Origin of the sequence: Solidesulfovibrio alcoholivorans DSM 5433 (assembly GCF_000702665.1) — a bacterium.
Taxonomy (GTDB): domain Bacteria; phylum Desulfobacterota; class Desulfovibrionia; order Desulfovibrionales; family Desulfovibrionaceae; genus Solidesulfovibrio; species Solidesulfovibrio alcoholivorans.
On record NZ_JNJA01000003.1, the window covers coordinates 45153 to 68224 of the forward strand.

Genomic DNA, 23072 nt, shown 5'->3' on the forward strand with positions numbered 1-23072 from the left:
AAAACCCCACAAAGTCCTTGAAGTCCTTGAACTGGATCGCTTAGTCATAAATTTCAGATACCTGCCTTCATCCATACCCCTTGAAGTCCCCTTGAAGTCCCCCTTGAACTCTCCACTTCAAGGACTTCAAGGACTTCAAGGACTTTGTGTACTTCAAGGACTTCTAGGGGTTGTCTATAAGAGAGTAGAGGCCGTAGCCGGGTGACTCGACACAGCCGTCCTTGAGCATTTTCCCCAGCAAATACGAGACACTAGCCGATGTTTTCTTCAAATATCTGGCGACTTCGGCAGTCTTCACCGGGCGGTCGGCCGCCTTCATCATCTCCATGATGCTCTGACGTTCGCCGGTCAGCTTCACCTCGATGGCCTTGCCTGTGATCGACCACGAACAGATGAAGTCCGCCCACTCGACGGCGTAGTCCTGACTTTCAACGTCGCGCCCTGTGATCCTCAGTTCTGCCGTCTTGGCGTCTCTCTCGCCTGTCAACAGCATGGCCGTGTCCGCCACTCCGAAGATACCGTTGCTGCCCGTGATCCGGTCGAAGGGGTCGCCCTTGTCCGTGGTCTTGCCCTTGTTCAAATGGGTAATGACCACCACCCCCAGGTGCCGGCGGTCGGCAAGCTTCTTGATCTCGGCAAGGTGCATAGAGTCCACCTCATAGGCGTTGAAGCCTTTGGGGCGGGTCTTGGGCCTCATCTTGACCAAAGTGTCTATGACGATGAGCTTCAAGTCAGGATTGGCCTCAGCATAGGCGTCGAGAGCTTCCAGGCCGCCTTCATCCATTGTGGGCCATTCGGTGACGGCCATCACGTTGTCTAGGCCGACCGCGAGGTCCGGCTGGGGGTCCATGATTTTATGAATGCGGTCTTGAAGCCGGCGTCGGGAGTCTTCCAACGCCAGATAGAGACACCGGGCCGGCGTCGTCTCGAATTTGCCGAGGACGGGCAGGCCGGCACCAATGGCGAGCATGGCCCCCAACGCAAGCCACGACTTCTTCACCTTCGGATTGCCGGCAAGGACGGTCAGACCTTCCGGCAGGAAGCCGGGGACGGCCCAACGTAGCTCAGGAATATCCATGCGCAGGAGGTCAGATGCGGAGACTATGCCGGCGGCCGGGTTCTTCCCGTCTGCCGTCGTGCCCGGGGTCCAGGCCGGGGCCTTCCCGACCAGTTGCTCTAACTGGTCCAGCGTCCCGCCTGCATCAAGCCAGTCGGTGACGTCGCCCTTCTCGGATAGGCCGGGCAGGTTGACCACCTTCACCGACGCAGCGGCCCCATGCAGGGCCTTGGCGACCTTCTGGCCGTGGTCCCGGCCCTTGGTGTCATTGTCGGGCAGGATGACGACGTGCCGGCCCTTGAAGTGAGGCGTATATTCGTCGCGCCACTTCCCCGCGCCCATGGGGTTGCAGGAGTAGGCCACGGCCAGCTTCCCGACCTCGGTAAAGGCCAAGGCCGCGTCCATGGCCCGCAGCGACTCCACGTCCTTCTCGCCTTCGACCAGATAGACCGTTTCGGCGCGTAGGACTTCCGGCAGGCGGTAAGGTACGAGACGGGCACCATTCAGGTTTTGAATGAAGCTCTTCGTCGTCTCGCTCCACTGCCATTGACGAAACGTCTTTTTGAAGCCAATCTTCTCGAACCGGATCACGTCGAAAAGAAGTTTCCCCGTTTCGCTTGTATAGTGATAACGGGCCTCGATATTCTCTTCGATGGTCGGTGCATCTTTCAGCTTTCCCGACACGCCGATATAATCAACTAGGGTCTTTTTTGCTTCTGGAAAATCGACGCCATCGTTCATCATAACGAACGTAAAGACGTCGCCTTTCTCTTCGCACTTTTTGCAATCCCAAAGACCCGTCTTTTTGTTGACGTAGAAGTGACCGCCCTTGTCACCGCACAAGGGGCAATTGCAATGAAGGTTGTCACCGTGACCTTTAAGGTCGGGCAACTCCTGGTGGAAGAAGGACTCGTAGTTGATGGCCGACTTGATGTCGTCGGTTTCGCGGTCTGATTCGTAGTCCTTACGGATAGTTAAGGGGTTCATGCGGCAACCCCCTTGACAAGGTTTTCAAACTGTGCTATCTGGCCCGCATACCAAGACCGTAAAAGCGGCATCCGCGAGAATCGCTCGGAGTCACCAGCTCCGGGCGTTTCTTGTTTTGGGCCGTTGGCCTCGGAAATCCTACGGGGCCAAAGGCCGCCAAGGGGTAGCAGAGGGATAGCTTGCTGTTGTGAAAATGTGGGGTGAACTGTTTTTTCAGCCCGAAAAATTCCTGAAAGATCGTGGCTAGTTAGGGCCAGCTGTGCCCCACTGTTTTCACGCTTTCCCGAACTCCGGAGCCAAAGGCCACAGGTTCGAATCCTGTATTGCCCACCATAAGATCCCAAAGGGTTACGGTGAAAACTGTGACCCTTTTTGCTGTTGCAGATAAGTATCGGATAAGTTTTGTCCCCAAGGATTTCGCTACTATTATTTAGGCATTTTAGCGGCTATTTCAAGCTGCTGCTGGCATGGAGATGTGCTATAATGTCAGTTGATCTTGCATGTTGAAAAATATTCCATACTCTATTTAATTTTTTGCCAATATAACAGCGACATGATTACTATAGAAGGTAGGTATTTTTGACTTTCCTTGCAATTTAGAGAATTTCAAATTCAAAAGAGTTTCAAATGGAAGTCAGCGGCATCCCCAAGTTCTTCTGGATATCCCTAAGCCTGTGTATGTTAATTGCAACATGTGGCATAGTGTTTATAGCATATCGATCTTCATCAGTATCAATTGAGATAGCAAATGCCAAGATCAACCTCAATGCTGCACTTAATACAACAAAGTATGCAAGAAATGATTTAGAAGAGGAACTTGCTCAAGTAAAAAAAATAGCAACAGATATAAAATCAAAAATCAACTTATTACGAACCTTAAGCAGACCAAACCAGCCAAACGACGTCACAATAGAAAATGATGCACTTCAAGGAACAGATGATATTAAAAACGCTCAAAAACAAACTGAAGATTTATTAAAGGATTTCGACATCTCCATAACAGACAAATCCTCGCAAGTATCAAGCAATCTCGAAGAGCTAGATAAAGTATTACAAAATATACAACAGTCGCTAGACTCAATTGCGATATCTCGTTGAAATATTTTCCAACACAAATATCAAAACAAGCGAAATAACTCAAACGCCAAAATATTTTTCCTGGTAAAAAATACCTAGCCACGGCCGAGCCAAACCGACTCCCGGGGATGGGGTGGCCGCGGGTGGCGTTAGACGGAGCCAATGACGGAGCCATGTAATAACCGAGGAGGAGCAGCTTCTCCCCACTTTTGTCCATCGCTTACAGAGAGGCTGCCGCACAACCCCTGGTGCCCGGACACGGAACAGGGCTGTGCACACCGCAGTTGTTTTCAAAAAAAAGGAGCGGCCCGAAGGCCGCTCCCCTCTTTGCTGAAGCGCAGTGGAAACTAGGCGAAAGCCTTCTCGAAGGGCGGCACGACCTGCTTTTTGCGGGACAGCACGCCGTCGAGCCACACGGAGTCGCCCTTGACCTCGACGCCGAAGGCCTTGGCCACGTAGCTCGGATCGTCGGAGACGATCAGCATCTCGGAGCCTTCCTTCATGATGTCGGTCAGGAGCAGGAACACGCTGTGGCGGCCTTCGGCCTTGACCTTCTTGCACTCTTCGAGCAGCGCGGCCTTGACCGGCTCGAGAATGGACAGGTCGACCACTTCCAGCTGGCCGATGCCGATCTTTTTGCCGCCCATGTTGAAGTCCTTGTAATCGCGGAAGACAAGGTCCTTGGCCGGGGTACCGCCGACGGCCGACTTGACCTTGAACATCTCGACGCCAAGGGACATGAAGTCGGACACACCCGCGATTTTGGCCAGGGCCTCGACGGCGGCCTTGTCGTCGGGGGTGCAGGTCGGCGACTTGAACATGACGGTGTCGGACAGGATGGCGCACATCATGATGCCGGCCATGGGCTTGGAAATCTCGATCTTGGCGCAGTCGTACATCATCTTGACCACGGTGCAGGAGCAACCCACGGGCTTGACCAGGATGTCCAGGGGATTGGGCGTGGTCACGTCACCGAGCTTGTGGTGGTCGTAGATGCCGATGATCTCGCCCGCAGCCAGGTTGTCCAGGCTCTGGGCCAGGTCGGAGTGGTCGACCAGGATGATCTTTTTGTCGGTGGCGTCGGTGACGATCTCCGGAGCGGCCACGCCGAACTTCTCCAGCACGAAAGCGCTTTCGGGGTTGAGCGCGCCCTGGGCGGCGGGCTTGGCTTCCACGCCCTTTTTGCTCATCAGATCAGCCACGGAAATGGCGGCGGCGACGGAATCGGTGTCCGGATTTTTGTGACCAACGACATACACGGCCATAGCAATGTCCTCCTGGTGTTTTTTCCGAAACCCTGACGGGTTGGCAACCTCTTGTCGGAACTTGTGAAGAATATCCCAAAAGGCAATTCTTGCCAAGTCAAATTCCCTGGACGGGCAATGCTTTTTTCCCCGCCCCGCTCCGCGAAACCGAATGCGTGCCCCCGGCGTTACAAGAGAAACCAGACCATGGCCAGTCCCATGCCGCCGGCCAGGACCATGTAGGCCGGCCGGTAGCGCAGGGACAGCACGCCGCCGAGGCTCCCCAGGATCCACAGCTGGCTCCAGGTCGCGCCCGACGAGGCGAGAAACGGCCACACCCGGGGCAACAGACCGGCGTACAGGGCGATGAGTCCGGCAAGGGCCACGCTGAAGGCCACGCCGTTAAGCAGGACCATGTCGCAAAAGGCGCGGCGGATCAGCTTGCCGGGGGAGAAAAAAGCCCTGGTCCGTTCGCGGGCCGCAGTATAGCGGGACAGCACGATGTTCTCCACCAGCCGCTGCACTCCCTCAAGGGCGGCGAACAGGCGGCCGAGCATGGCCGTGGTCGCGGCCACGAACAAGGCCTCTGCCGGCGAGGTCAGTCGGAAGACGTGCACGAGCGAAAGCCCGGCCAGGGTGGAGGCGGCGGCGTTCGGCGGAATGTGGGTGCCGGCGGGGATGCCGTCGAGCCAGAAGAGCTCATAAAACAGGCACAGCTTGAGGGTGAGGTCGAGGTCGCCGTAGAACGCCGCCCAGGCAAAGCCGATGATCAGCGGCCGTTCGAGAAGCGCGGCGTTTACGAAGAAGCGGAACGACGAGAACAGGACAAAAAAAAAGCGACGCCAAACACGTGCAGCAGGATATCGGCCTGGTGGGTCATGTCGTCATTCGCTCCAAAAAGTCGTCACCACAAGGATTGGGAATCCCCGCCGGCGGCGTGGCGGACGCAGGCCCCGCTACATGGTGCGCAGCTGTTGCGGGTCGCCGGGCACGCAACGGTAATCCAGCCGTACGCCCTTGTCGCGGAAAAAATCCAGGCAGGATTCGTCTTCCTTGGACAGGGCCACATGGGGGCAGACCTGCTTCTTGCCCGGGGCGTAGTGCAGGTTGCCGAGATTGAGGTTGCCGAAACCGAAACCTTCTTCGTAGGCCGCGCGGGCGTCGCGGCACGTGGCGAACAGGATCAGGGCGTCGTCGGATTCCAGGGGATTGCGCGCGAGAAACGGCATCAGTTCGGCCACGGGTAGAAACTCGATGCGTACGCCTGCGGGGATGGCCAGGGACATGATCTCCTGGCGGAGAAAATCTCCGGCCAGGGCGTCGTTGACCACAAGGATCGCCCGGGCATGGGTGAACGGCAGCCAGGTCTCGATGATCTGGCCGTGCACGAGCCGGTTGTCCACCCGAACGAACGCCATGGTCTAGCCCTCGGCCACCTTTTTGCGCAGCACCTCGCCCGCCACGACGATGCCCTGGCAGCCGGCCTGCTTGGCTTCCACGGCCAGAGCCTCCAGGGCCTTGGTCCGGGAACCGAGGATCTTGATCAACATGGGCAGGTTCACGCCCGTCAGCACCTCCAGGCGTCCCGTGCCCAGAAGCGACAGGCTGAGGTTGGTCGGCGTGCCGCCGAACATGTCGGTGAGGATCAGCACGCCCGCGCCCTGGTCGGTCTCCTTGATGGCGGCCTTGAGCGTCGCGAGCGTCGCGCCCACGGGATGGGTCATGTCCACGCTGACGCAACGGCAATGCTCCTGGGCGCCCAGGATGAATTCCGCCGCCTTGAGCAGCCAGCTTCCGTATTCGGTATGGGTGACGACGACCACGCCCACAGGCGCATCGGACTGGGTTTGTCCGCTCATGCATCCTCTTGCCGGGCTTGAGGCCCTGGTGTCATGTTCCCGAAGCGCAGTTGCGGCGCGCCGCTAACCGCGTTCGATATGGCGATGTTCCAGCGAAATATTGTAGCCAGCCTTGGACAGCGTGTCAAAGACGGACTCGGCCACGGCCACGGAGCGGTGGCGACCGCCCGTGCAACCAAAAGCCACGGTCAGGCGGTAGCGTCCCTCCCGGGCGTAAAGGGGCAGCAGGTAGAGCAGGAAGTCCGTCAGCCGCGCCAGGAACTCGCGGCCCGGGTCCGCGGCCAGGACGTAGTCGCGCACGGGAGCGTCCTTGCCGGTCATTTCCCGCAGCGCCTTGTCGAAGAAGGGATTGGGCAGGAACCGCAGGTCGAAGATGATGTCCGCTTCGGACGGCGGCCCGTACTTGAAGCCGAAGCTCATGACGTGGACCTTGAGCGTGCCCTTGGCCGGACGGATGGAGGCCCACTTCTCCTGGAGCTTGCGACGCAGGTCGTGGATGGAGAAATCCGTGGTGTCGATAACCATGTCCGCGGCGTCGCGAAGCGGCCTCATGCGTTCGCGCTCGGCGGCCACGGCCTGTTCCAGGCCCATGGTCGGGCTTTCCAGGGGATGGGGCCGGCGGGTGGTGGCGTAGCGGCGGATGATCTCCTGGGTGTCGGCCTCGAAGAAGATGATTTGCAGGCCCACGTCCCGGCTCGTGACCTGGGCCAGCGTCGCGCCCCAATCCCGGTCGAGGTCGGCCTGGCGCACGTCCATGCCGAGGGCCAGCCCCTTGTAGCGCTGGCCGCCCTTTGCGTCGAAAAGCCCGATGAGCTTGGGCACGAGGCTGACCGGCAGCCCGTCCACGCAGAAAAAGCCCAGGTCCTCGAACACCCGCAAGGCCGTGCTCTTGCCGGACCCGGACAGGCCGGTCAAAATGACGATCGTCAATTCCGCAGGCGCGTCTTCCATGCCTTTTCGCCCTCCGGCCGCTTGCGTCGCACCGTTCGTGCCGCACACGCGGGAAGCGAGGATACATTTTTCCGACACGACGTGAAAACAGGGCCCTCATGAAACCGGCGTACGCCGCCCCTGCCTGCCCCGCCGCCGTCCCGGGGAAGGCCCTTCCCGCCCGGCGGCGTCGCAAAAATGTCCGGCCGCGCGCCACGCGGGCCGGACACCCCGCAAACAATACCCCCTGTCCGTCGCGGTTGCATGACGGCCGCCGCGCGGACAGGGGGTGGATCGGGTCTTTTTCAGGCCGCGGCGGTAAGCACGCGCCACAGGGCCGCGTCGTCCTCGGCGCCGAGAAAAGCGCGCCGGAACGATTCGTCGGACAGTAGCCTGGAGATGTGGGCCAGGATGCGCAGGTGCAGGCCCGCAACATGTTCCGGCGCAAGGACGAGAAAGAAGATGCGGCAGGGTTTCAAATCCAGCGCATCGAAGTTCACGCCCTTGAGGCTTCTGCCGACGACGATGACGATCTGCTGGAGGCTCTCCATCTTGCCGTGGGGGATGGCCACGGCGTCGCCGATGCCGGTGGTGCCGAGGCTTTCGCGGTCGAGCAGCACTTGCCGGGCCCGGGTGTCGTCGAACTCGGGCCAGCGTTGCTTGATCGGCGCGACCAGCTCGGCCAGCACGTCGGCCTTGGACTCGGCGGCAAGGTCCCCGATGACGAACTCGGGCTGGAGATAATCCTCGAGCTTCATTTACGCGCCCGTTCCGGGATCGATCAGGCCGAAGTCGCCGTTGCGCAGACGGTAGATGACATTGGGCCGTTCGGTTTCGGAGTTGAGGAACACCAGGAATTCCGTTTTGAGAGTCACGAGCTGCTCGGCGGCCTCTTCGACGGCCATGGGCTTGGGCTCGTAGGCGTCGGTCTGCACGATGGTCGGGGTGCGCCCGCCCTGGGCGTCCTCGCTGATGCTGATGACCTGCGTACGCACGGTCTCGGCGGCCTGGCGGCGGCGGTCCTTCTGCTTTTCGCGGAACTTCTTGGCCTGCGCCTCGACCTTGTCCAGGATCATGTCGATGGTGGAGTACATGTCCTCGGACACTTCGTGGGCCGAGATGTGCATGTTGTCGGCCAGAAAAATGACGTCGGCCATCTGTCGGGTCTTTTCCACGGCGAGGTTGACTTGCAGTTCGGAAGCATCGGTGGCGACGGTATATTTGGCGAGCTTGTCGAAACGCTTGCGGGCGTAGTCACGCAAATGATCCGACGGTTCGAAATTCTTGAAATTAAAGGTGATGTTCATGGAGTCCTCCGGGGGTGGCGTGTATTGGGCCGGGAGTCCCGACCCGAAGCATCAGAAAACTTCCTTGCGTTTGGACGAGGATTCGATCCCCATGGCCGTGCGGTACTTGGCCACGGTGCGCCGGGCGATGTTGATCTGCAATTCATCCTTGAGCATGTCGGCGATGGCTTCGTCGCTGATCGGACGTTTGGCGTTTTCGCCGGCGATGATGCGCTTGATCATGGCCTTGACCGACTCGGAACCCACCGTGCCGCCGTCGTCGAGATCCAGGGAACTGTTGAAGAAGAACTTCAATTCGAAAATGCCATGGGGCGTGGCCACGTATTTGTTCGAGGTGATGCGGCTGACGGTGGATTCGTGCATGCTGATGTCGTCGGCCACGTCCTTGAGGATGAGCGGCCGCAGGCGCGTCACGCCGTGCTCGAAGAACTCCCGCTGGAACTTGACGATGCTTTCCAGCACCTTGTAAAGCGTACGCTGGCGCTGGTAGAGGCTTTTCATGAGCCACATCGCCGAGCGCATCTTGTCTTGCAGGTAGTCCTTGTCCTTGTCCGTCTTGGGGGTGACGCCGTCCATGTAGGAGGCGTTGAGGTTGAGCCGCGGCATGCCCTCTTCATTCAAAAGGATGACGAAATCGTCGCCGTACTTGTACACGAAGGCGTCCGGGCTCACGTAGATGGGGTCGCCCGAGCCGTAGCTCGCCCCGGGCATGGGATTGAGCGTCTGGAGCAGCTCCAGGTATTCCTTGAGCTTCTCCATGGTCAGACGGAATTTCTTGGCCAGGGGCTTGTAGCGTTTTTTTTCCAGGTCTTCGAGGTGGTCGCGCACGAGCTCGATGAGGATCGGGTCGTCCCAGCCGTAGACCTCGATCTGGGTCAGCAGGCATTCGCTGGGCGTACGCGCGGCCACGCCCACCGGATCGAAACGCTGGAGGCGGTACAACACCCTTTCCACATCTTCGTTCGTGGAGCCGGTCATCTGCGCCAGCTCTTCCACGGAGGCGCGCAGGTAGCCCGATGAATTGAGGCTGCCGAGGATGGTTTCGCCGATTTCGAGCTCTTTTTCCGTGAAGTTGGAAAGCCGCATCTGCCAGCCGAGGTGCCCTTCCAGGGACGGTTTGGAGGCGAGTCTGGCGTCGAAGGCCATGCCCTCCTCGGGAAGCTCGGTTTCCCGGGCCAGGGATTGGCGGCTGGTGCTGGCGAAATCGCCGATGTAGTCCTCCCACTCGGCGTTCTTGAGAAGTTCCTTTTCCATGGCCGCGTCGCTGGAATCGCCCGTGGGGCCAAGGTTGTCCTCGGCCATGGTGCGTTCCGGCTGGCGCTCCTCCTCGGCGGATTCCTCGAGAAGGGGGTTTTCCAGAAGCTCCTGCTGCACGCTTTCCAGGAGCTCCAGCCGGGAAAGCTGCAGGAGCTTGATGGCTTGCTGCAGTTGGGGGGTCATCACCAACTGCTGGGAAAGTTTGAGCTGCTGTCGCAGTTCGAGAGCCATTTCTACCGCCGTGCGCGCTTTTGCAGGTTCGTCGAGACGTTGCGGGGCCGGTGTCGCCGGCCCCGCCCAACAAAAAGCATGCCACAATTGAAGGATTGTGGCAATCCGCCAGATTGTCCGTTGTCGTGGCAACCACGGCGGCGTTTCGCCCCGCCCTGCCTGGGAAAACGGCCGCGCCTAGCCCTTGGCCCGCTTGGCCGCGGCCACGAATTCCCGGAAAAGCGGGTGCGGATGCATGGGGCTGGATTTGAACTCGGGGTGGAACTGGCAGCCGAGGAACCACGGATGGTCAGGCAATTCGACCATTTCCACGAGTTCGCCGTCCGGGGACAGGCCGCTTAGGACCAGCCCCGCCTCCTCGAACTGCCCGGCATAGGCCTTGTTGAACTCGTAGCGGTGACGGTGGCGTTCGGAGATCTCCCCCGGGCCGTAGGCGCGTTCCGCCTGGGTGTCGGGCTTGACCACGCAGGGATAGGCTCCCAGGCGCATGGTGCCGCCCTTGTCGCAGGACGGGTCGCGGCGTTCGAGCTTTTTCGTGCGGAAATCGAGCCACTCGCGCATGAGGTAGATGACGGGATGCGGCGTGGTCAGGTCGAATTCCTCGGAATTGGCCCCGGCCAGGCCGAGGACGTTGCGGGCGAATTCGATGACCGCGCACTGCATGCCGAGGCAGATGCCGAAAAAGGGAACGCCGGCCACGCGCGCGTGCTCGATGGCCGCGATCTTGCCCTCGACCCCGCGCGAGCCGAAGCCGCCCGGCACCAGGATGCCGTCGATGCCGGTGAAGGTGGCGGCGGCGTTTTCCCGCGTGACCTCCTCGGAATTGACGTAGACGAAACGGATGGACACGCCGCAGATGCCCCCGGCGTGCACCAGGGCCTCGTGCAGGCTCTTGTAGGCCTCCTTGAGGTCGACGTACTTGCCGACGATGGCGATGGAGACCGTGCCGGCCGGATGCTCCAGGCGGTGGAGCATGGAGCGCCAGGCTTCGAGGTCGGCGTTTTTCGCCGGCAGGCGCAGGAGGATGGCGATCTTCTGGTCCACGCCCTCGGCGTAGAGCTTGAGCGGCAGCTCGTAGATATTGCTCACATCGACGGCCGTGAACACGGCATCGGCGTCCACGTCGCAGAAAAGCGCGATCTTTTCCTTGAGGTCGCGCCCGAGCTCCACCTCGCTGCGGCAGATGATGATGTCGGGCTGGATGCCGATGGAGCGCAGTTCCTTGACGCTGTGCTGGGTGGGCTTGGTCTTGACCTCGCCGGCCACACGCAAATACGGCACGAGCGTCAAATGGATGTAGAGGACGTTTTCCTTGCCGAGGTCCATGCGCAGCTGGCGGATGGCCTCCAGGAACGGCTGTCCCTCGATGTCGCCCACCGTGCCGCCGATCTCGATGATGGCCACGTCCTCGTCGGTGGGCAGGCCAAGGATGGCGCGCTTGATCTCGTCGGTGATGTGCGGGATCACCTGCACCGTGCCGCCGAGGTAGTCGCCGCGCCGCTCTTTCTGGATGACGCTGAAATAGACCCGGCCGGAGGTGTAGTTGTTGTTCTGGCTCATGGGCACGCCGAGGAAGCGCTCGTAGTGCCCGAGGTCCAGGTCGGTTTCGGCCCCGTCGTCGGTGACGTAGACTTCGCCGTGCTGAAAGGGGTTCATGGTGCCGGGGTCGACGTTGATGTAGGGGTCGAGTTTCTGGATGGTGACCTTAAGCCCCCTGGCCTGGAGCAGTGCGCCGATGGAGGCGGCGGCCAGCCCCTTGCCCAGGGAGGACAGCACGCCTCCCGTCACGAAAATAAACTTGGTCTTCATGATGCTGCCGTCCTCACGGGAATCGGGTTCATGCCGCGTCGGCAGCCCCGGCGGCCGCCGCTGACGCGGGCCGGGCGTCCGTCGCGTGCGTGTTGACGCGACCGGGACCGCCCCTTATGTTCAGCCGCGCAACGTATGCCTTCGGGCGCAATTTTTCAAGGAACCCCCGGGAGGATTTCCCCTATGGCCCAGGTGCGCACCCTTGTGATCACCGGATTCGGCACCAATTGCGAAGTGGAATCGGCCCATGCCGCCAGGCAGGCCGGTTCGGACGTCACGGACATCGTCTTTTTTTCCGACATCGTGGCCGGGCGCACGCGCATCGACGCCTACAATTTCCTGGTATTTCCGGGCGGCTTCCTCGACGGCGACGACCTTGGCGCGGCACAGGCCGCGGCCGTGCGCTGGAAGCACGCCGCAACGGAAGCGGGCGAGGCGCTGCTTGCCCAGCTCAAGACGTTTTTTTCCGCCGGCGGCCTCATCCTCGGCATCTGCAACGGCTTCCAGCTCCTGGTCAAGCTCGGGCTCCTGCCGGCGCTCGGCGGCGACTATTTCGCCCGCCAGGTGAGTCTGGCCAACAACGACTCGGCCCGGTTCGAGGACCGCTGGGTGACGCTGGCCGCCAATCCCCACAGCCCGTGCGTGTTCACCAAGGGAATCACGCGCCTGGACCTGCCCGTGCGCCACGGCGAGGGCAAGCTCGTGCCCATGACGCCGCAGGTGCTGGAAGAGATCGTGCGCACCGGGGCCATCGCGCTGACCTACGCCGACCCGGCCTCGGGCACCGCCACCATGGACTACCCGGCCAACCCCAACGGCTCGCCCCACGCCATCGCCGGCCTGACCGACCCCACGGGCCGCATCCTCGGGCTCATGCCCCACCCCGAAGCCTTCAACCACCCGACCAACCACCCGGGCTACACCCGCGGCGAACGCCCCACCCTCGGCACCGTGCTGTTCGACAACGCCGTGGCGTACTTGCGGGCGAATTAATAAGACGAAGAGAGAAGATGCCTCCGGCGGCCAGGAGGGGCGACGGCCCCTCCTGGACCTCCCGAAGGGGGGACTGTGGGAGAGGGGCATCGGGTTGCACGAAAAATGGGTTTGTTGCCGGCAAGACGTTTCATGGCGGGCGATCCCGCCCTGCCCGCGCCGCCGCCGGGATTTGCGGATTTCGAGGCGGTCATGGCGCTCGCCCTGGCCAAGGCCCGGGAAGCCGGCGCCTCGGGCGAGGCCCCGGTCGGCGCGGTGGTGCTCTCGCCCGCGGGCGTAGTCCTTGGCGCGGCCGGCAACGCACCCATCGCAAGCGCCGACCCCACGGCCCACGCCGAGATCCTGGCCCTGCGGCAGGCGGCCGCCGCCGTCGGCAACTACCGGCTCCCCGGGGCGATCCTCGCCGTCACGCTCGAACCCTGCGTCATGTGCCTGGGCGCAATGATCCACGCCCGGGTCGGGCTGCTCGTCTACGGCGCGTCCGATCCGCGCACCGGGGCCGTCGCATCGCAGTTGCCGGGGCCGGACCTGCCGTTTTTCAACCACCGTTTCGACGTGGTGTCCGGCGTGCTGGAAGCGGCCTGCGGTGGGCTGTTGCGGGATTTCTTCCGGGAACGCCGCAACCGCCCCCCGGATGCATGCGCATAAAACGCTTGCCAACAACGCGATCTGCGTGTAATCTCCCACCTTCCTTCTGGTTGTCCTCGTGCGGAGAGGTACCGAAGTGGTCGTAACGGGCCCGACTCGAAATCGGGTTGCGGGTTAATAGCCTGCACGTGGGTTCGAATCCCACCCTCTCCGCCAATACAGTTTCCAACCAAGCCCCGCAGGTTCTAAAAAGCCTCGCGGGGCTTGTCTTTTCTGGCCTTCATCCTTCCAACGGCTTCCAAGCATTTCCATTGACAGCCATGACACGTCGGGGGCAAAAATGGGGCAAAATTTTGCCCCAGGGCGTTTTCGAGGTGGATTTTGCCCCAACTCACCGAAGCAAGGCTGCGCGCCATCAAGAAAAGCGGCCGAATCGAGCGCTTCCACGACAGCGGCGGTCTGTACCTCGAGCTTAGCGCCGCCGGCGGGAAGCACTGGCGCTGGAAATATTCGTTCAAGGGCAAAGAGAAGCGCCTGAGCTTCGGGGCGTGGCCAGACGTCTCATTGAAGGACGCGAGAGAAAAGAGGGATGCCTGCCGAAAGACGCTCAAGGAAGGGACTGACCCAGGAAAGGAAAAGGGCCTGGCCAAGCCTGGCCATCAACACGCCGGGATTGCGACTTTTCAGGTGGTGGCCGATGAGTGGGTGCGGAACCAAAAAAACGTCTGGGTCGAAACCCATGCCGAGACCGTCGAAAGCCGGCTGGCGAGCAACGTCTACCCCTATATCGGGGAAATCCCAATTGCCGAGGTCACGCCTCAGGATGTCCTCGCCTTGCTCCGCAAGATCGAGGAGCGCGGAGCCTATGAGGTCGCCAAGCGCGTCCTCGGGATTTGCTCCCTCGTCTTTCGGTATGGCGTGGCCATCGGGGCCGTGGGGTCCGACCCTTGCCGGGACTTGCGCGGGGCGCTCGTGCCCCGTCAGAAGGGCCAATTCGCGGCCCTCACAAAACCGAAGGACGTCGGGGTCCTCATGCTTGCCATTGATGAGTACAAGGGCTCTGGCGTGGTCAGGGCGGCGCTAAAGTTCTCGGCACTGACGTTTTGCCGGCCCGGGGAGATTCGGAAGGCGGAGTGGACGGAGATTGACCTAGAGCAAAAGGAATGGACGATACCGGCAGAGAAGATGAAGGTGCGTGTTGAGCACCGTGTGCCGCTCTCGCGCCAGGCCATCGAAATCATCGAAAGCCTGCGGCCTCTAACGGGCCACGGGCGCTACCTCTTCCCCGGGCCTCGCGGCGTGGACAAGCCGCTCTCGGAAAATGCCATCAATGTTTCCATCAGGATCATGGGGTACAGCAAGGACCAGATGACGGCCCATGGTTTCCGGTCCATGGCTTCTACGCTCCTGAATGAGGCAGGGCACGATCCCGACGTGATCGAGGCGCAGCTTGCCCACACGGGCGCGGATAAAATCCGCGCCATCTACAACCGGGCGCAGTATATGGACAGGCGAAGGGTCTTGATGCAGGCATGGGCGGACTACCTGGACGAGCTGAGGTCTTCGGCACTGTAGGGCTTGCCTGGAAGCTGCTTGATGACCTCGCGAAGGTCGCCCAAGCGCCAGACGGGCGTGGCGCCGATGTAGCGCTGCTTGGGGATGATGCCCCGGTCGATGTTGAGATAGAATGTTGAAATGGGCATGTCGGCCAGGAACTTCCTGGCGTCGTTACAGCGCAACAACCGGTCGTCGTCGTCCATCAATTTCGGGTCCATCTCCCTTATCCCCCCAAATTCCCGGCCTGGCCAAACGGCACAAGCCCTTGATCCCCACGCACATACAATGGATGCCTGGGGCTCCCACCCCTTGTGGTCCCGAGGCAGTACAGAGGCGCGCCGAGGAGCATCCCTATGACCGCCTTGGGCCTGTGCGGCCACGGGCACCCCGCTCCCCAGGCGCAGACAATGCGTTGCGCGCCCCGCGCAGCTCGGGCGATATAATCATCATTTTCCGGCCCAACCGGGTCGCAGATTCCGCAGATCTTGGTCGGGTCGGTCTGGATTCCCGCGAACAGGTTGACCACTGTGAAGCCGCCAAAGCTCCATGCCTCGGAAAAGCCGCGGACTCGCCGAATTGTCGGATCGTCGGCGGTCGCATCGGCCACGCTCGGGTTGAGCATGATCCAGCAGATCTCGCGCGGATCTCCGCCCCAGGACCGCGTCAGCAGGTAGCGATACGATCCATTGATGACGGCGTGGCCACGGTAGGGGACGGGGTTGGTCAGCATGGCTGGACTCTTTCTATGTGAATCAACACCAACCCTATGGACAGGATGCACCACCCTTCCATCAACCCATAGATAGGGCCATGCAATATGTGCCTTATATCCGCAGCGATTTTATTTCCTGTGTATTTTAGGGGCGCTCCATGCTTCATGTCTTCGCCCGTGTGATATGTTTCGCAGAGCAATATCCGGTCTCCAACCCGGAAATTCCGGTCGTTTAATCTGATTTCGTAAGACTTTAAGCCGGACGCGACAGCCTGGAAGACAACAGGGTCGGTTTTCAGTTCATGAGTTGTCATGCTGTTGGCCTCCGATGCGGGGATCACCCGCACAGTCGTACTCGACGCAGGTTTCTGGACGCCATTCGTAAGCCGTGCAGGCTCCGTTTTCGCCGAGGTAGAGGCAGGAGCCATCCTGGCGGCGGCGCAGGTGGATCATGAAGGACCGGTCCGGGGACAGGGCAAACCATTCCGAAACGCCCTCTTCAACTGTGACCGGCACCTTGAATTGACGGCAACAGGCTTGGCCGTGGAGGCAGGTGGAGCAATCTGTTGTCACGGCTATACCTCCGGGAACTCGTTCCACTCCTGGCCATCGGGAACCCGCCCGGCCTTGTGTTTGCCGACGAATTGGCCTTTATCGTCCCTGCCCATGGGGTGATTGCGGCGGTCGGAGTAGTCACCAGTCTTCCCCGGTTGGCTTGATCTGCTATCTCCACGGACGATTTTGGAAACTGTCTGAAAGGCAACCCCATATCGTTCGGCAAGCTGCGACTGCGTGTATCCACCTTCAGAATAAGCGAGGCGGATTTCAGCAACTTGCCTATCCGTCAATTTTGCCCGAGGGTTTCGTTGGCCACGTTGGTCACGCAATCCATTCCTGTTGGCATGTTTTTGATTTTCAGAAGACGTTGTGAGTTCAAGATTCTCCGGACGGTTGTCGTCCTTTATGCCGTTTTTGTGGTTGATGACATGGCCATCAGGGATTTGACCGTTGTGATAGGCCCAAACAACCCGATGCGCGCCGACATGATATCGATGCCCATCGATCATTTTGCGAAGCTGTAAATATCCCAATGAGGTTTTATGTTCAGCCCGCACCTTGTCCCGGTTATTTTGTTTCCAAAAAGCACCGTTGTGGTCGATCTGTATTTCCCCAGACTGGATTAACTCGATGAATATATTTTCTGATTCCATGCCCTACTCCGGGAATTGCGTCCAATTCTGGCCGTCAAGTTTTGGCGTGTGAACTATTTTCCCGTTTTGCATAGACTGCTTGTAGAAAAAAGGCACGCCGGCAGAGATGCACTGGTCCTTAAGGTTATGCACCCATTCTATGTTCATAGCCCTGGCATGTTGGCCTGATTCGCAACCGACAATTGTCCATGAAATCTTTCCCGTCATCCCAAGTGAAGTGCCGGTGCCATGCCCTCGTAATTCACCCGTCAGGGCGTTGAGCAAACAGGTCCCGTAGGCGCGAGGAATCTCCACGCCGGTCAGGTCCACCGGCCCCAACATCGGCTCTACCGACACTCCCGTGCGCCAACCCATGCCGGCCAGCTCCATCAGGTGCGGCACGCGCTCGTCCGCCCGGGGCTGGTCCTCGATGGTGGCCATGAGCATGACATGCCGCATGGGCCAGCCGACGCTACCGTTGAGCCTCCCTTCGATGGAGGCCTCAACGAGATTATCCTGTTTGATGGAGCCAGTCAGAAGATAGGCAACCCCCCCGAGGTGATTCGCCCAATAAGCGACCGCCCCTTTGTTTTTTTCCCAAGACTCCGGACATGATTGCAGGTATTCCCGCATCCGTGACGGCCGCTTGGTCAGGAGAATGAACTCGTGCTGCCGGGCCATAGCCATGCAGGCGAAGACCTTGTCCAGGAAATCATACGGCACGGCGGGGTGAAACAGATCGGTCATGCTCCCCACGAAAATGCGGCGCGGCTTCTTCCAGGAAAGCGCCTGTGCCATGCGCTCTGGGAACAGATTAATGCGCCCCGTCCATTTGCCGTCTCGGTGTGTCCCTTCGGTCATCTTGCCGAGCCTGCCCGCCATCCTGGCCGCGTAGCAGTTGGCACACCCTGGGGAAGCCGGCGAGCAGCCGTAGGCCGGATTGATCGTGGCGTCGCACCACTGGATCTTGGATTTGTCAGCCATCACCACACCCCCGTGCATCGTTGAAATTCCCCGCCCCTGTCCCCGCCCGCGTCGATCACGTCGAAAGCCTCACGCTCCGGGTCGTAGAGGTCATAAAGCTCCTGGAGCCCGCCCGCGATGTCGGCCCACGTGATCCGGCGGTCCACCGGGTTGACCGGCAGTTGGTCGCGCAAATCCTCGATCCAGCGCATGGCCGCCGTCACGAAATCCCGGAGGTCCACCGTCTCCTCATACTGCCGGCCGACCTCGCGCATGAGGGCCTGCAAAGCGCGCTCGCGCTGGCGCTGTGCTTTGGGCTCCAGGACCCACTGGCCGCGCTCGTTGCGTCGGTTTCCGACCAGGGCATAATCCGTTGCATGATCGGCCAGGCGGTCGAGTTTGGCGCATGCCTGGCGCACCTCGGGTGAGGCGTCCGGGGCCAGGGCGGCAGCGGTAACGCCATGGATGAGGCCGGCACCGAGGAGTTGGCGGCAGACGGCTCGGGACATGTTCATAGGCTACCCTCCTCCCACCATGCACGGTGCCCACAGCGGGCACAGAACTCCCAGCCGGCGGCTATGTGGTCGGTGCCATCAGGCGTATCCCGGTCCCACGTCTCCACCACCTCGACATGCGATTCCCAGCCGTTCCCGTAGCCTGAAAAGGATTCGTGCCCGCATCGGGGGCAGCCGTCCCGCATCTCAAGGAACCACTGGACCAACCGAGCAAGACGTCGCGGCCTGCCGTTCCACATCCAATCGTGCAGTGCCGCGCGCCACTTCGATTCGCGGCTCTCGCCCGTGACGCGGTCGTATTTTGGCAGCCAGCCGGACCGGACGCAGAACCGACTGAGCAGGCAGCGCGGCCATGCCAAGACGGGCCACAGCCAGGGCAGCGGCCAAGTGGGTGGATTTATGTTCGGTGCCTTCGTCGGCTCAGTTTCCCAGGGGCCGGCTTCATCATAGGCCATATCCCATTGCATCTGCTCCTCGGCCTCTTCGTAGGTGGTGTGCCCCCGGTGCGAATCCTTCCAGCCAAAGATGCCGCGCCACTGGACGACATAGGGGAATCGGTTGGCAGGGGAGAAGTATTGCTTGATTCGGAATTGGCTCATGACCCTACTTCTCCCCGCAGTACGGACACACCCTGAACCCATGCACCGTGCCGCAATTCTTGCACGCGTGCTTACGCATCCTGCCGCCGTGAGGGCCGCCGCCCATGCGGACGCTGTTGATGCGGGCGAAGTCCTTGCGCTTGGCTGGTTTCTTGGCGGGGTCTTTCATGGCTAGGCCTCGGTCCTTTCGAGATTCGCCTTCGCTTCGACGTATTTGGCGACGGCCTCTCCGTACTCCTGGCGCTTCGTCTCCATTCCCACTTTCAGCTTCTCGGCATGCTCAATTCTTTTTGCCAGGATCGGATGGACGGCTACCTTGCCGCCCTGCATTCCGCTGGCTGCTTTGGCGGGTCGGCCCAAATCATCCACACGCCTTTCCCACCTGGGGTCGCTGAATATGGCCATGGTCTTCTCCTTTTGGCTTCTGCCGAGACTGTGAGGAGGCCGGATTCCCCACCCGGCACCCGGTGCGAGATTTTCAGGGAGGTCGATCTCGCCCCCGAAGGTTCTCTAGGGTCTTCTACCAAGGCGCTCCCACGCCGCACCCCACAGTCTCGCCAGAAACCCGGCCCCTCGCGGGACGGGGCCGGGGAGCTAGGTGTGGACGGCCATCAGATGAGCCCTTTGTCCTCGGCCAGCCACTCGGGCATGGACACGGTGATGGTGTCGCCCTTCCCCGCGTCCCCATCCCATTCGATTTGGCTGAGCGGGAGCCAGACTTCATCGCCGTCGAATTCAACGAGGATGGCCGAATCGGTTTCGTGGAGAAACTCCAGGTCCTCCACGTCGATCATGTCGTTTCTGGCCATGGCTATTCCTCCTCGACCTCGTCATCGTTTACCGAGGACGTCACCACCGCCATCATCCTCTGGACAATGGACACAACCCCGGAGCCGTCATAGAGACCATCTTTTTTCACCGGCGGGTCGAACTCAAATTCAACAGAAACGGCTGCATCGTTCTGTACGCCTCTGATGACGATGGTGCATTTCAGGTCTCTCATGGCTACGCCGCCTTCTTCGCCCGGCCGCCGACCAGCTTCACTTTGACCTTGTTCACGCCGGTCCCCATGGTGATCTCGTTGATGCCCTTGGCGCGCATGATGTCCCGCAGCGCCGAACCCTCGGCCTCGCCGTACATCTCCACCAGCGGGTCCGGTTCCGTCTCGATCATCTTGAGCTGCATCGCCTGGGCGGACTCACGCCGGGTGACGACGGTGCCGTCCGTGGCCAGGGTGAGCTTGCCGCCGGTCGCCTGGGCCGGCGTCTCGGGTGAGACTTCGGCGAGTACGATCATGGAATCGAGGTCGGCAGGGTCGGGCGAGCAGGTGAGAACCACCTTCACTTTGCCCTTGTACTTGTCCATGAGCCGGGACTTCATGTCATAGGCCACGGTCTGCAAAGCCTCGGCCACGGCCTTGACGGTCATGCCTTTGTCGATCTCGATGAGCATGAGCAGGTTCTTCGCGGTGCAGGCCAGATCCGGCGGCAGGTTGGCCTTTTTGAGGTCGTCCAGGAGCTCGCCCATCTCGTCGGCATAGGCCGTGACCTCGGCCGTAAGCTCGGCAATGCGGGCGTTGAGGACGTCCCGGGCGCGGGCTGCGTCGGCGCGGTCCATCACGCTCTCGCGCCAGGCGGCCAGGGCCACGTCGGGCTCATAAGGGATCTCGGTGTGGACGCCGGCGGCGAAGGTGGCCAGAGACAGGTCCAGGGGTTCGGCCTGGCTGTCATCGGTCGCCGCGGCTTCGACGTTGGCCGGTTCGGGCTTGGCCGTGACGGCTCCGCCGTCCGCCAGTTTGCGGGCCTTGGTCTTCGGCGGCACGGCGAGCAACGGCGGGGCCTGGAGCTCGGGGTTGGTCAAATTCGGTTCGGGCATAGGGGAATCTCCTCTTGCTGGTTTTTGGCTTGGATGCCGGCCAGGGCTCCCTGGACTCCTGGCCGGGACCAAACCACGCCGATCAGTACCGGCGGCCGTTGGGCTTCTGGAATTGCTGCTTGAACCCGCAGGGATGGCCGCAGTGGTAGCCTCCGCAAAACGGGCAACGGTACGGCTGCGTCCCGTTCCTGGCCATGGCCTGGGCCTGCTCCATGGTTTCGTGGCGGATTTTCCCGGCGCAGGCTTTGCGGCGGAGGTGGCGTTTGGAGGCCATCACGCATCACCTCCCATGGCCTCGCCCACGAACCGGCTCACCGGGCTCTCGTAGACGTGCACCTTGCCGTCCCGGCCCGGCTTCTCGCTGCGCTCCGGACGCACGGCCAACGTCAGGCAGTCCCGGGCCCGGGTAATGGCCACGTAGGCAAGCCGGCGCTCCTCCTCGATGTCGCCCGCGTCCACGGCGCGCTTGCTCGGCAGGATGCCTTCATTGCATCCGGCCAAGATCACGTAGGGCCACTCCAAGCCCTTGGCGCCGTGGATTGTGGCCAGGGTGACGACGCCGGGGCCGTCGGGGTCGGCGGCGGGGATTTCGTCCTGGACGTCGTAGGTGGAGAGCCATTCGAGGTAGGCGGAGACGGTGCGCTCGTGCGCCGGGCGGCCGGCGCAGTAGGCGTCGACGAAGTCGAAGAGCGGGCTTTCAGCCTCTCCGGCATCGGCCTCGGGGTGCAGGTTAAAGAAGACCACCCGGCAGGCATCGTCAACGAGGTCATCTTCGGCCCAATACCGGTAGAAGCTCGCGATGCCCCCTTCTGCGACGGCTTCTCTCTGCTTTGAGTCCAGCCACGCCTGAAAGTGGCTCCTGTCCTCCAGAATAGCCCGTCCCCGGAGCGCGGCGTACTCGTCATCGGTGACGCCCAAGGCCTCCCGGATGAGCAGGAACGCGAAGTTGTCGTAGGGGTTCACGATCAGCTTGAGGAACGCATGGAACCGCCGGAACTCCTCGGTATTGGTCAGGGCCGCCTGCCGGCCCACATAGAGGTACGGCACGCCCAGGGCGTCGAGCTCTTCGGCCACTTTCTGGAGCAGGACGTGCTTTCGGGCGAGGACGGCAAGGCCATACGTGAGGCCGGTTGCAGGAATGGCAGCTTCCACATCGTTGGCGATGGCCTTGCTGTCCATTCCCTGGGCAACAACCAAGCCGTACCCCTCCCGGCAGGCCTTCATGGTCTTCGGCAGCCGGGCCATGTTGTGGCCGATAAGCCTGTTTGCCGCTTCGACGATGCCCCGGCCGGATCGGTAATTTCGCTCCAGCCGCAGCACCTTGAACGTGTCGGCGTTTTCAACCAGGTATTCCGGGGCGGCTCCGCGCCAGGAGTACAGAGACTGATCTATATCCCCACAGGCGAACAGCGTAGCCGGCAACCCGGCGGCCATGGACTCCAGGAGCCCCCATTGTAGCCGGTCCAGGTCCTGCACCTCATCCACCAGCACATGCCGCCAGCCCAAATACTGCACCACCTGGGGCAAAAGCAGCATGAAGCTGGTGAGCAGCCCGCCATAGGTCAGGGCATTGTTTTCGCGGCACCGCGCCATGAAGGCGCGGAAGAGGTCGTAGACGGCGAAGGATTCATCCGGTTCGGCCCCGGAGGCGTAGTAAGCGCCGAAGGCGGCATCAATCTCACGCTTCGGGATTTTCCATTTTCCGCCCCTGAAATATCCAACCTCCTGGGCGACCTCGCGCAAGAGGAACGATTCCTCCCACTCGGAATAGACGGTGATGTTGTCCGGCCGCAGGCCCAGCAGCTCCCCGAACCGGCGAAGCTGCACCAGAGCCAGGGCGTGCATGGTCCCCATGGTCACGCCGTAGGCTTTGTTGCCGATCCGCTTCACCAGCCGTTCCCGCATTTCGGCGGCAGCCTTGCGGGTGAAGGTCACGGCCACGATCTCGGACGGCGAGGCGTGGCACTCCTCGATGAGGTAGGCGATGCGCTCAGTGAGCACGCGGGTCTTACCCGATCCGGCACCGGCCAGGACCAGGGCCCGGGGCGCATCGGTGGTCACGGCGGCAAGCTGGTCCGGGTCGAGCGCGGCGCGCGCGGCGCAGGAAGGGTTAGGCGTTTCCATCATGGACCTCCGAAAGAAGGGGAAATTCAAGTGAACGTTTGGTGTACCAAGGTTTAGGCTCATGCGGCCCTATCTCGCCAAGTAGAAGCAAGACATAGCCGTCTTTGATGCCATCCTGGCAAAGGAACCGTTTGGCATATGCAAAGAAAGAACGTCCGCCTGTGTCATATGAACCGAGGTATGGGACGCACACAAAAT

Annotated in this window: 28 protein-coding genes and 1 tRNA gene; 5 read left to right on the forward strand and 24 right to left on the reverse strand. The window is 61.2% G+C overall.

Going from position 1 to position 23072, the window contains the following annotated elements; all coding sequences use genetic code 11:
• Positions 1 to 163: 163 nt before the first annotated feature.
• On the reverse strand, positions 164 to 2044 hold the full coding sequence (locus tag Q368_RS23775) for an AAA family ATPase (RefSeq protein WP_052360053.1): 1881 nt from the start codon (positions 2042 to 2044) through the stop codon (positions 164 to 166).
• 627 nt (positions 2045 to 2671) lie between these two features.
• Here Q368_RS23775 and Q368_RS25560 point away from each other — a divergent pair.
• Positions 2672 to 3142 (forward strand): hypothetical protein, encoded by a 471-nt coding sequence (locus tag Q368_RS25560; protein WP_156955652.1) that lies wholly within the window; start codon positions 2672 to 2674, stop codon positions 3140 to 3142.
• A 326-nt stretch (positions 3143 to 3468) separates the two neighbouring features.
• Here Q368_RS25560 and Q368_RS0106165 read toward each other — a convergent pair whose 3' ends face one another.
• The 9 genes from Q368_RS0106165 to Q368_RS0106205 form a co-directional block, all read right to left on the reverse strand.
• Complete coding sequence (locus Q368_RS0106165) at positions 3469 to 4386, reverse strand: manganese-dependent inorganic pyrophosphatase (protein WP_029458176.1); 918 nt, start codon at positions 4384 to 4386, stop codon at positions 3469 to 3471.
• 167 nt (positions 4387 to 4553) lie between these two features.
• Positions 4554 to 5189, reverse strand: coding sequence for a PTS sugar transporter subunit IIC (locus Q368_RS0106170; protein ID WP_084158697.1), 636 nt, complete (start codon positions 5187 to 5189; stop codon positions 4554 to 4556).
• 132 nt (positions 5190 to 5321) lie between these two features.
• Complete coding sequence (locus Q368_RS0106175; protein ID WP_029458179.1) at positions 5322 to 5783, reverse strand: PTS sugar transporter subunit IIB; 462 nt, start codon at positions 5781 to 5783, stop codon at positions 5322 to 5324.
• Between the two features lie 3 nt (positions 5784 to 5786).
• Complete coding sequence (locus Q368_RS0106180; protein WP_029458181.1) at positions 5787 to 6224, reverse strand: PTS sugar transporter subunit IIA; 438 nt, start codon at positions 6222 to 6224, stop codon at positions 5787 to 5789.
• Positions 6225 to 6287: 63 nt separating this feature from the next.
• The gene (gene rapZ, locus Q368_RS0106185; protein WP_029458182.1) at positions 6288 to 7175 is read right to left on the reverse strand and encodes an RNase adapter RapZ; all 888 of its coding nucleotides are present in this window, start codon (positions 7173 to 7175) and stop codon (positions 6288 to 6290) included.
• Positions 7176 to 7459: 284 nt separating this feature from the next.
• Positions 7460 to 7912, reverse strand: a complete 453-nt coding sequence (locus Q368_RS0106190; RefSeq protein ID WP_029458183.1) for a PTS sugar transporter subunit IIA — start codon at positions 7910 to 7912, stop codon at positions 7460 to 7462.
• Positions 7913 to 8461, reverse strand: coding sequence for a ribosome hibernation-promoting factor, HPF/YfiA family (hpf, locus tag Q368_RS0106195; RefSeq protein WP_029458185.1), 549 nt, complete (start codon positions 8459 to 8461; stop codon positions 7913 to 7915).
• A gap of 51 nt (positions 8462 to 8512) precedes the next feature.
• Positions 8513 to 9949: an RNA polymerase factor sigma-54 gene (rpoN, locus tag Q368_RS0106200; RefSeq protein WP_029458187.1), complete on the reverse strand. Its 1437-nt coding sequence runs from the start codon at positions 9947 to 9949 to the stop codon at positions 8513 to 8515.
• A 177-nt stretch (positions 9950 to 10126) separates the two neighbouring features.
• A complete protein-coding gene (locus tag Q368_RS0106205; RefSeq protein WP_029458188.1) occupies positions 10127 to 11758 on the reverse strand; it encodes a CTP synthase in 1632 nt (543 codons plus the stop codon).
• Positions 11759 to 11941: 183 nt separating this feature from the next.
• On the opposite strand from Q368_RS0106205, the gene Q368_RS0106210 reads away from it, so the two are divergent.
• The 4 genes from Q368_RS0106210 to Q368_RS0106225 all read left to right on the forward strand — a co-directional run bounded on the left by Q368_RS0106210 (position 11942) and on the right by Q368_RS0106225 (position 14914).
• On the forward strand, positions 11942 to 12751 hold the full coding sequence (locus Q368_RS0106210) for a phosphoribosylformylglycinamidine synthase subunit PurQ (protein WP_029458190.1): 810 nt from the start codon (positions 11942 to 11944) through the stop codon (positions 12749 to 12751).
• A 132-nt stretch (positions 12752 to 12883) separates the two neighbouring features.
• Positions 12884 to 13399 carry a tRNA adenosine(34) deaminase TadA gene (gene tadA / locus Q368_RS0106215; RefSeq protein WP_029458191.1) on the forward strand — a complete coding sequence of 172 codons (516 nt, stop codon included), beginning with the start codon at positions 12884 to 12886 and terminating at the stop codon, positions 13397 to 13399.
• Between the two features lie 62 nt (positions 13400 to 13461).
• A tRNA-Ser gene (locus Q368_RS0106220) sits at positions 13462 to 13555 on the forward strand.
• A 165-nt stretch (positions 13556 to 13720) separates the two neighbouring features.
• Positions 13721 to 14914 carry a tyrosine-type recombinase/integrase gene (locus tag Q368_RS0106225; RefSeq protein WP_029458193.1) on the forward strand — a complete coding sequence of 398 codons (1194 nt, stop codon included), beginning with the start codon at positions 13721 to 13723 and terminating at the stop codon, positions 14912 to 14914.
• Here the strand turns inward: Q368_RS0106225 and Q368_RS0106230 are convergent.
• The 14 genes from Q368_RS0106230 to Q368_RS0106290 form a co-directional block, all read right to left on the reverse strand.
• Positions 14881 to 15114, reverse strand: coding sequence for a helix-turn-helix transcriptional regulator (locus Q368_RS0106230; protein ID WP_156955653.1), 234 nt, complete (start codon positions 15112 to 15114; stop codon positions 14881 to 14883). The genes Q368_RS0106225 and Q368_RS0106230 overlap by 34 nt on opposite strands.
• Positions 15115 to 15119: 5 nt before the next feature.
• On the reverse strand, positions 15120 to 15626 hold the full coding sequence (locus tag Q368_RS0106235; RefSeq protein ID WP_029458196.1) for a DUF1643 domain-containing protein: 507 nt from the start codon (positions 15624 to 15626) through the stop codon (positions 15120 to 15122).
• Positions 15620 to 15922: a DUF3850 domain-containing protein gene (locus Q368_RS24420; protein ID WP_029458197.1), complete on the reverse strand. Its 303-nt coding sequence runs from the start codon at positions 15920 to 15922 to the stop codon at positions 15620 to 15622. The genes Q368_RS0106235 and Q368_RS24420 overlap by 7 nt, the downstream gene beginning before the upstream one ends.
• Positions 15909 to 16208: a YkgJ family cysteine cluster protein gene (locus tag Q368_RS27390; protein WP_425423675.1), complete on the reverse strand. Its 300-nt coding sequence runs from the start codon at positions 16206 to 16208 to the stop codon at positions 15909 to 15911. The genes Q368_RS24420 and Q368_RS27390 overlap by 14 nt, the downstream gene beginning before the upstream one ends.
• Positions 16184 to 16819, reverse strand: a complete 636-nt coding sequence (locus tag Q368_RS24430) for an HNH endonuclease (RefSeq protein WP_084158700.1) — start codon at positions 16817 to 16819, stop codon at positions 16184 to 16186. Before Q368_RS24430 ends, Q368_RS27390 begins: the two co-directional genes overlap by 25 nt.
• Before the next feature lie 3 nt (positions 16820 to 16822).
• Positions 16823 to 17782, reverse strand: coding sequence for a DUF5131 family protein (locus Q368_RS0106250; RefSeq protein WP_029458200.1), 960 nt, complete (start codon positions 17780 to 17782; stop codon positions 16823 to 16825).
• Entirely contained in the window at positions 17782 to 18276 is a 495-nt protein-coding gene (locus Q368_RS0106255; protein WP_029458202.1) for a hypothetical protein, read from the reverse strand. The genes Q368_RS0106250 and Q368_RS0106255 overlap by 1 nt, the downstream gene beginning before the upstream one ends.
• Positions 18273 to 18875, reverse strand: a complete 603-nt coding sequence (locus Q368_RS0106260) for a hypothetical protein (protein ID WP_029458204.1) — start codon at positions 18873 to 18875, stop codon at positions 18273 to 18275. Before Q368_RS0106260 ends, Q368_RS0106255 begins: the two co-directional genes overlap by 4 nt.
• A gap of 171 nt (positions 18876 to 19046) precedes the next feature.
• The gene (locus Q368_RS0106265; protein ID WP_029458205.1) at positions 19047 to 19280 is read right to left on the reverse strand and encodes a hypothetical protein; all 234 of its coding nucleotides are present in this window, start codon (positions 19278 to 19280) and stop codon (positions 19047 to 19049) included.
• A gap of 206 nt (positions 19281 to 19486) precedes the next feature.
• On the reverse strand, positions 19487 to 19684 hold the full coding sequence (locus Q368_RS0106270) for a hypothetical protein (RefSeq protein ID WP_029458207.1): 198 nt from the start codon (positions 19682 to 19684) through the stop codon (positions 19487 to 19489).
• 2 nt (positions 19685 to 19686) lie between these two features.
• On the reverse strand, positions 19687 to 19878 hold the full coding sequence (locus Q368_RS0106275) for a hypothetical protein (RefSeq protein WP_029458209.1): 192 nt from the start codon (positions 19876 to 19878) through the stop codon (positions 19687 to 19689).
• Positions 19879 to 19880: 2 nt separating this feature from the next.
• Positions 19881 to 20750 (reverse strand): hypothetical protein, encoded by an 870-nt coding sequence (locus Q368_RS0106280; protein WP_029458210.1) that lies wholly within the window; start codon positions 20748 to 20750, stop codon positions 19881 to 19883.
• Positions 20751 to 20832: 82 nt separating this feature from the next.
• Positions 20833 to 21024 (reverse strand): hypothetical protein, encoded by a 192-nt coding sequence (locus Q368_RS0106285; protein WP_029458211.1) that lies wholly within the window; start codon positions 21022 to 21024, stop codon positions 20833 to 20835.
• Positions 21024 to 22877: an ATP-dependent helicase gene (locus Q368_RS0106290; protein WP_029458213.1), complete on the reverse strand. Its 1854-nt coding sequence runs from the start codon at positions 22875 to 22877 to the stop codon at positions 21024 to 21026. Before Q368_RS0106290 ends, Q368_RS0106285 begins: the two co-directional genes overlap by 1 nt.
• Positions 22878 to 23072: the final 195 nt, after the last annotated feature.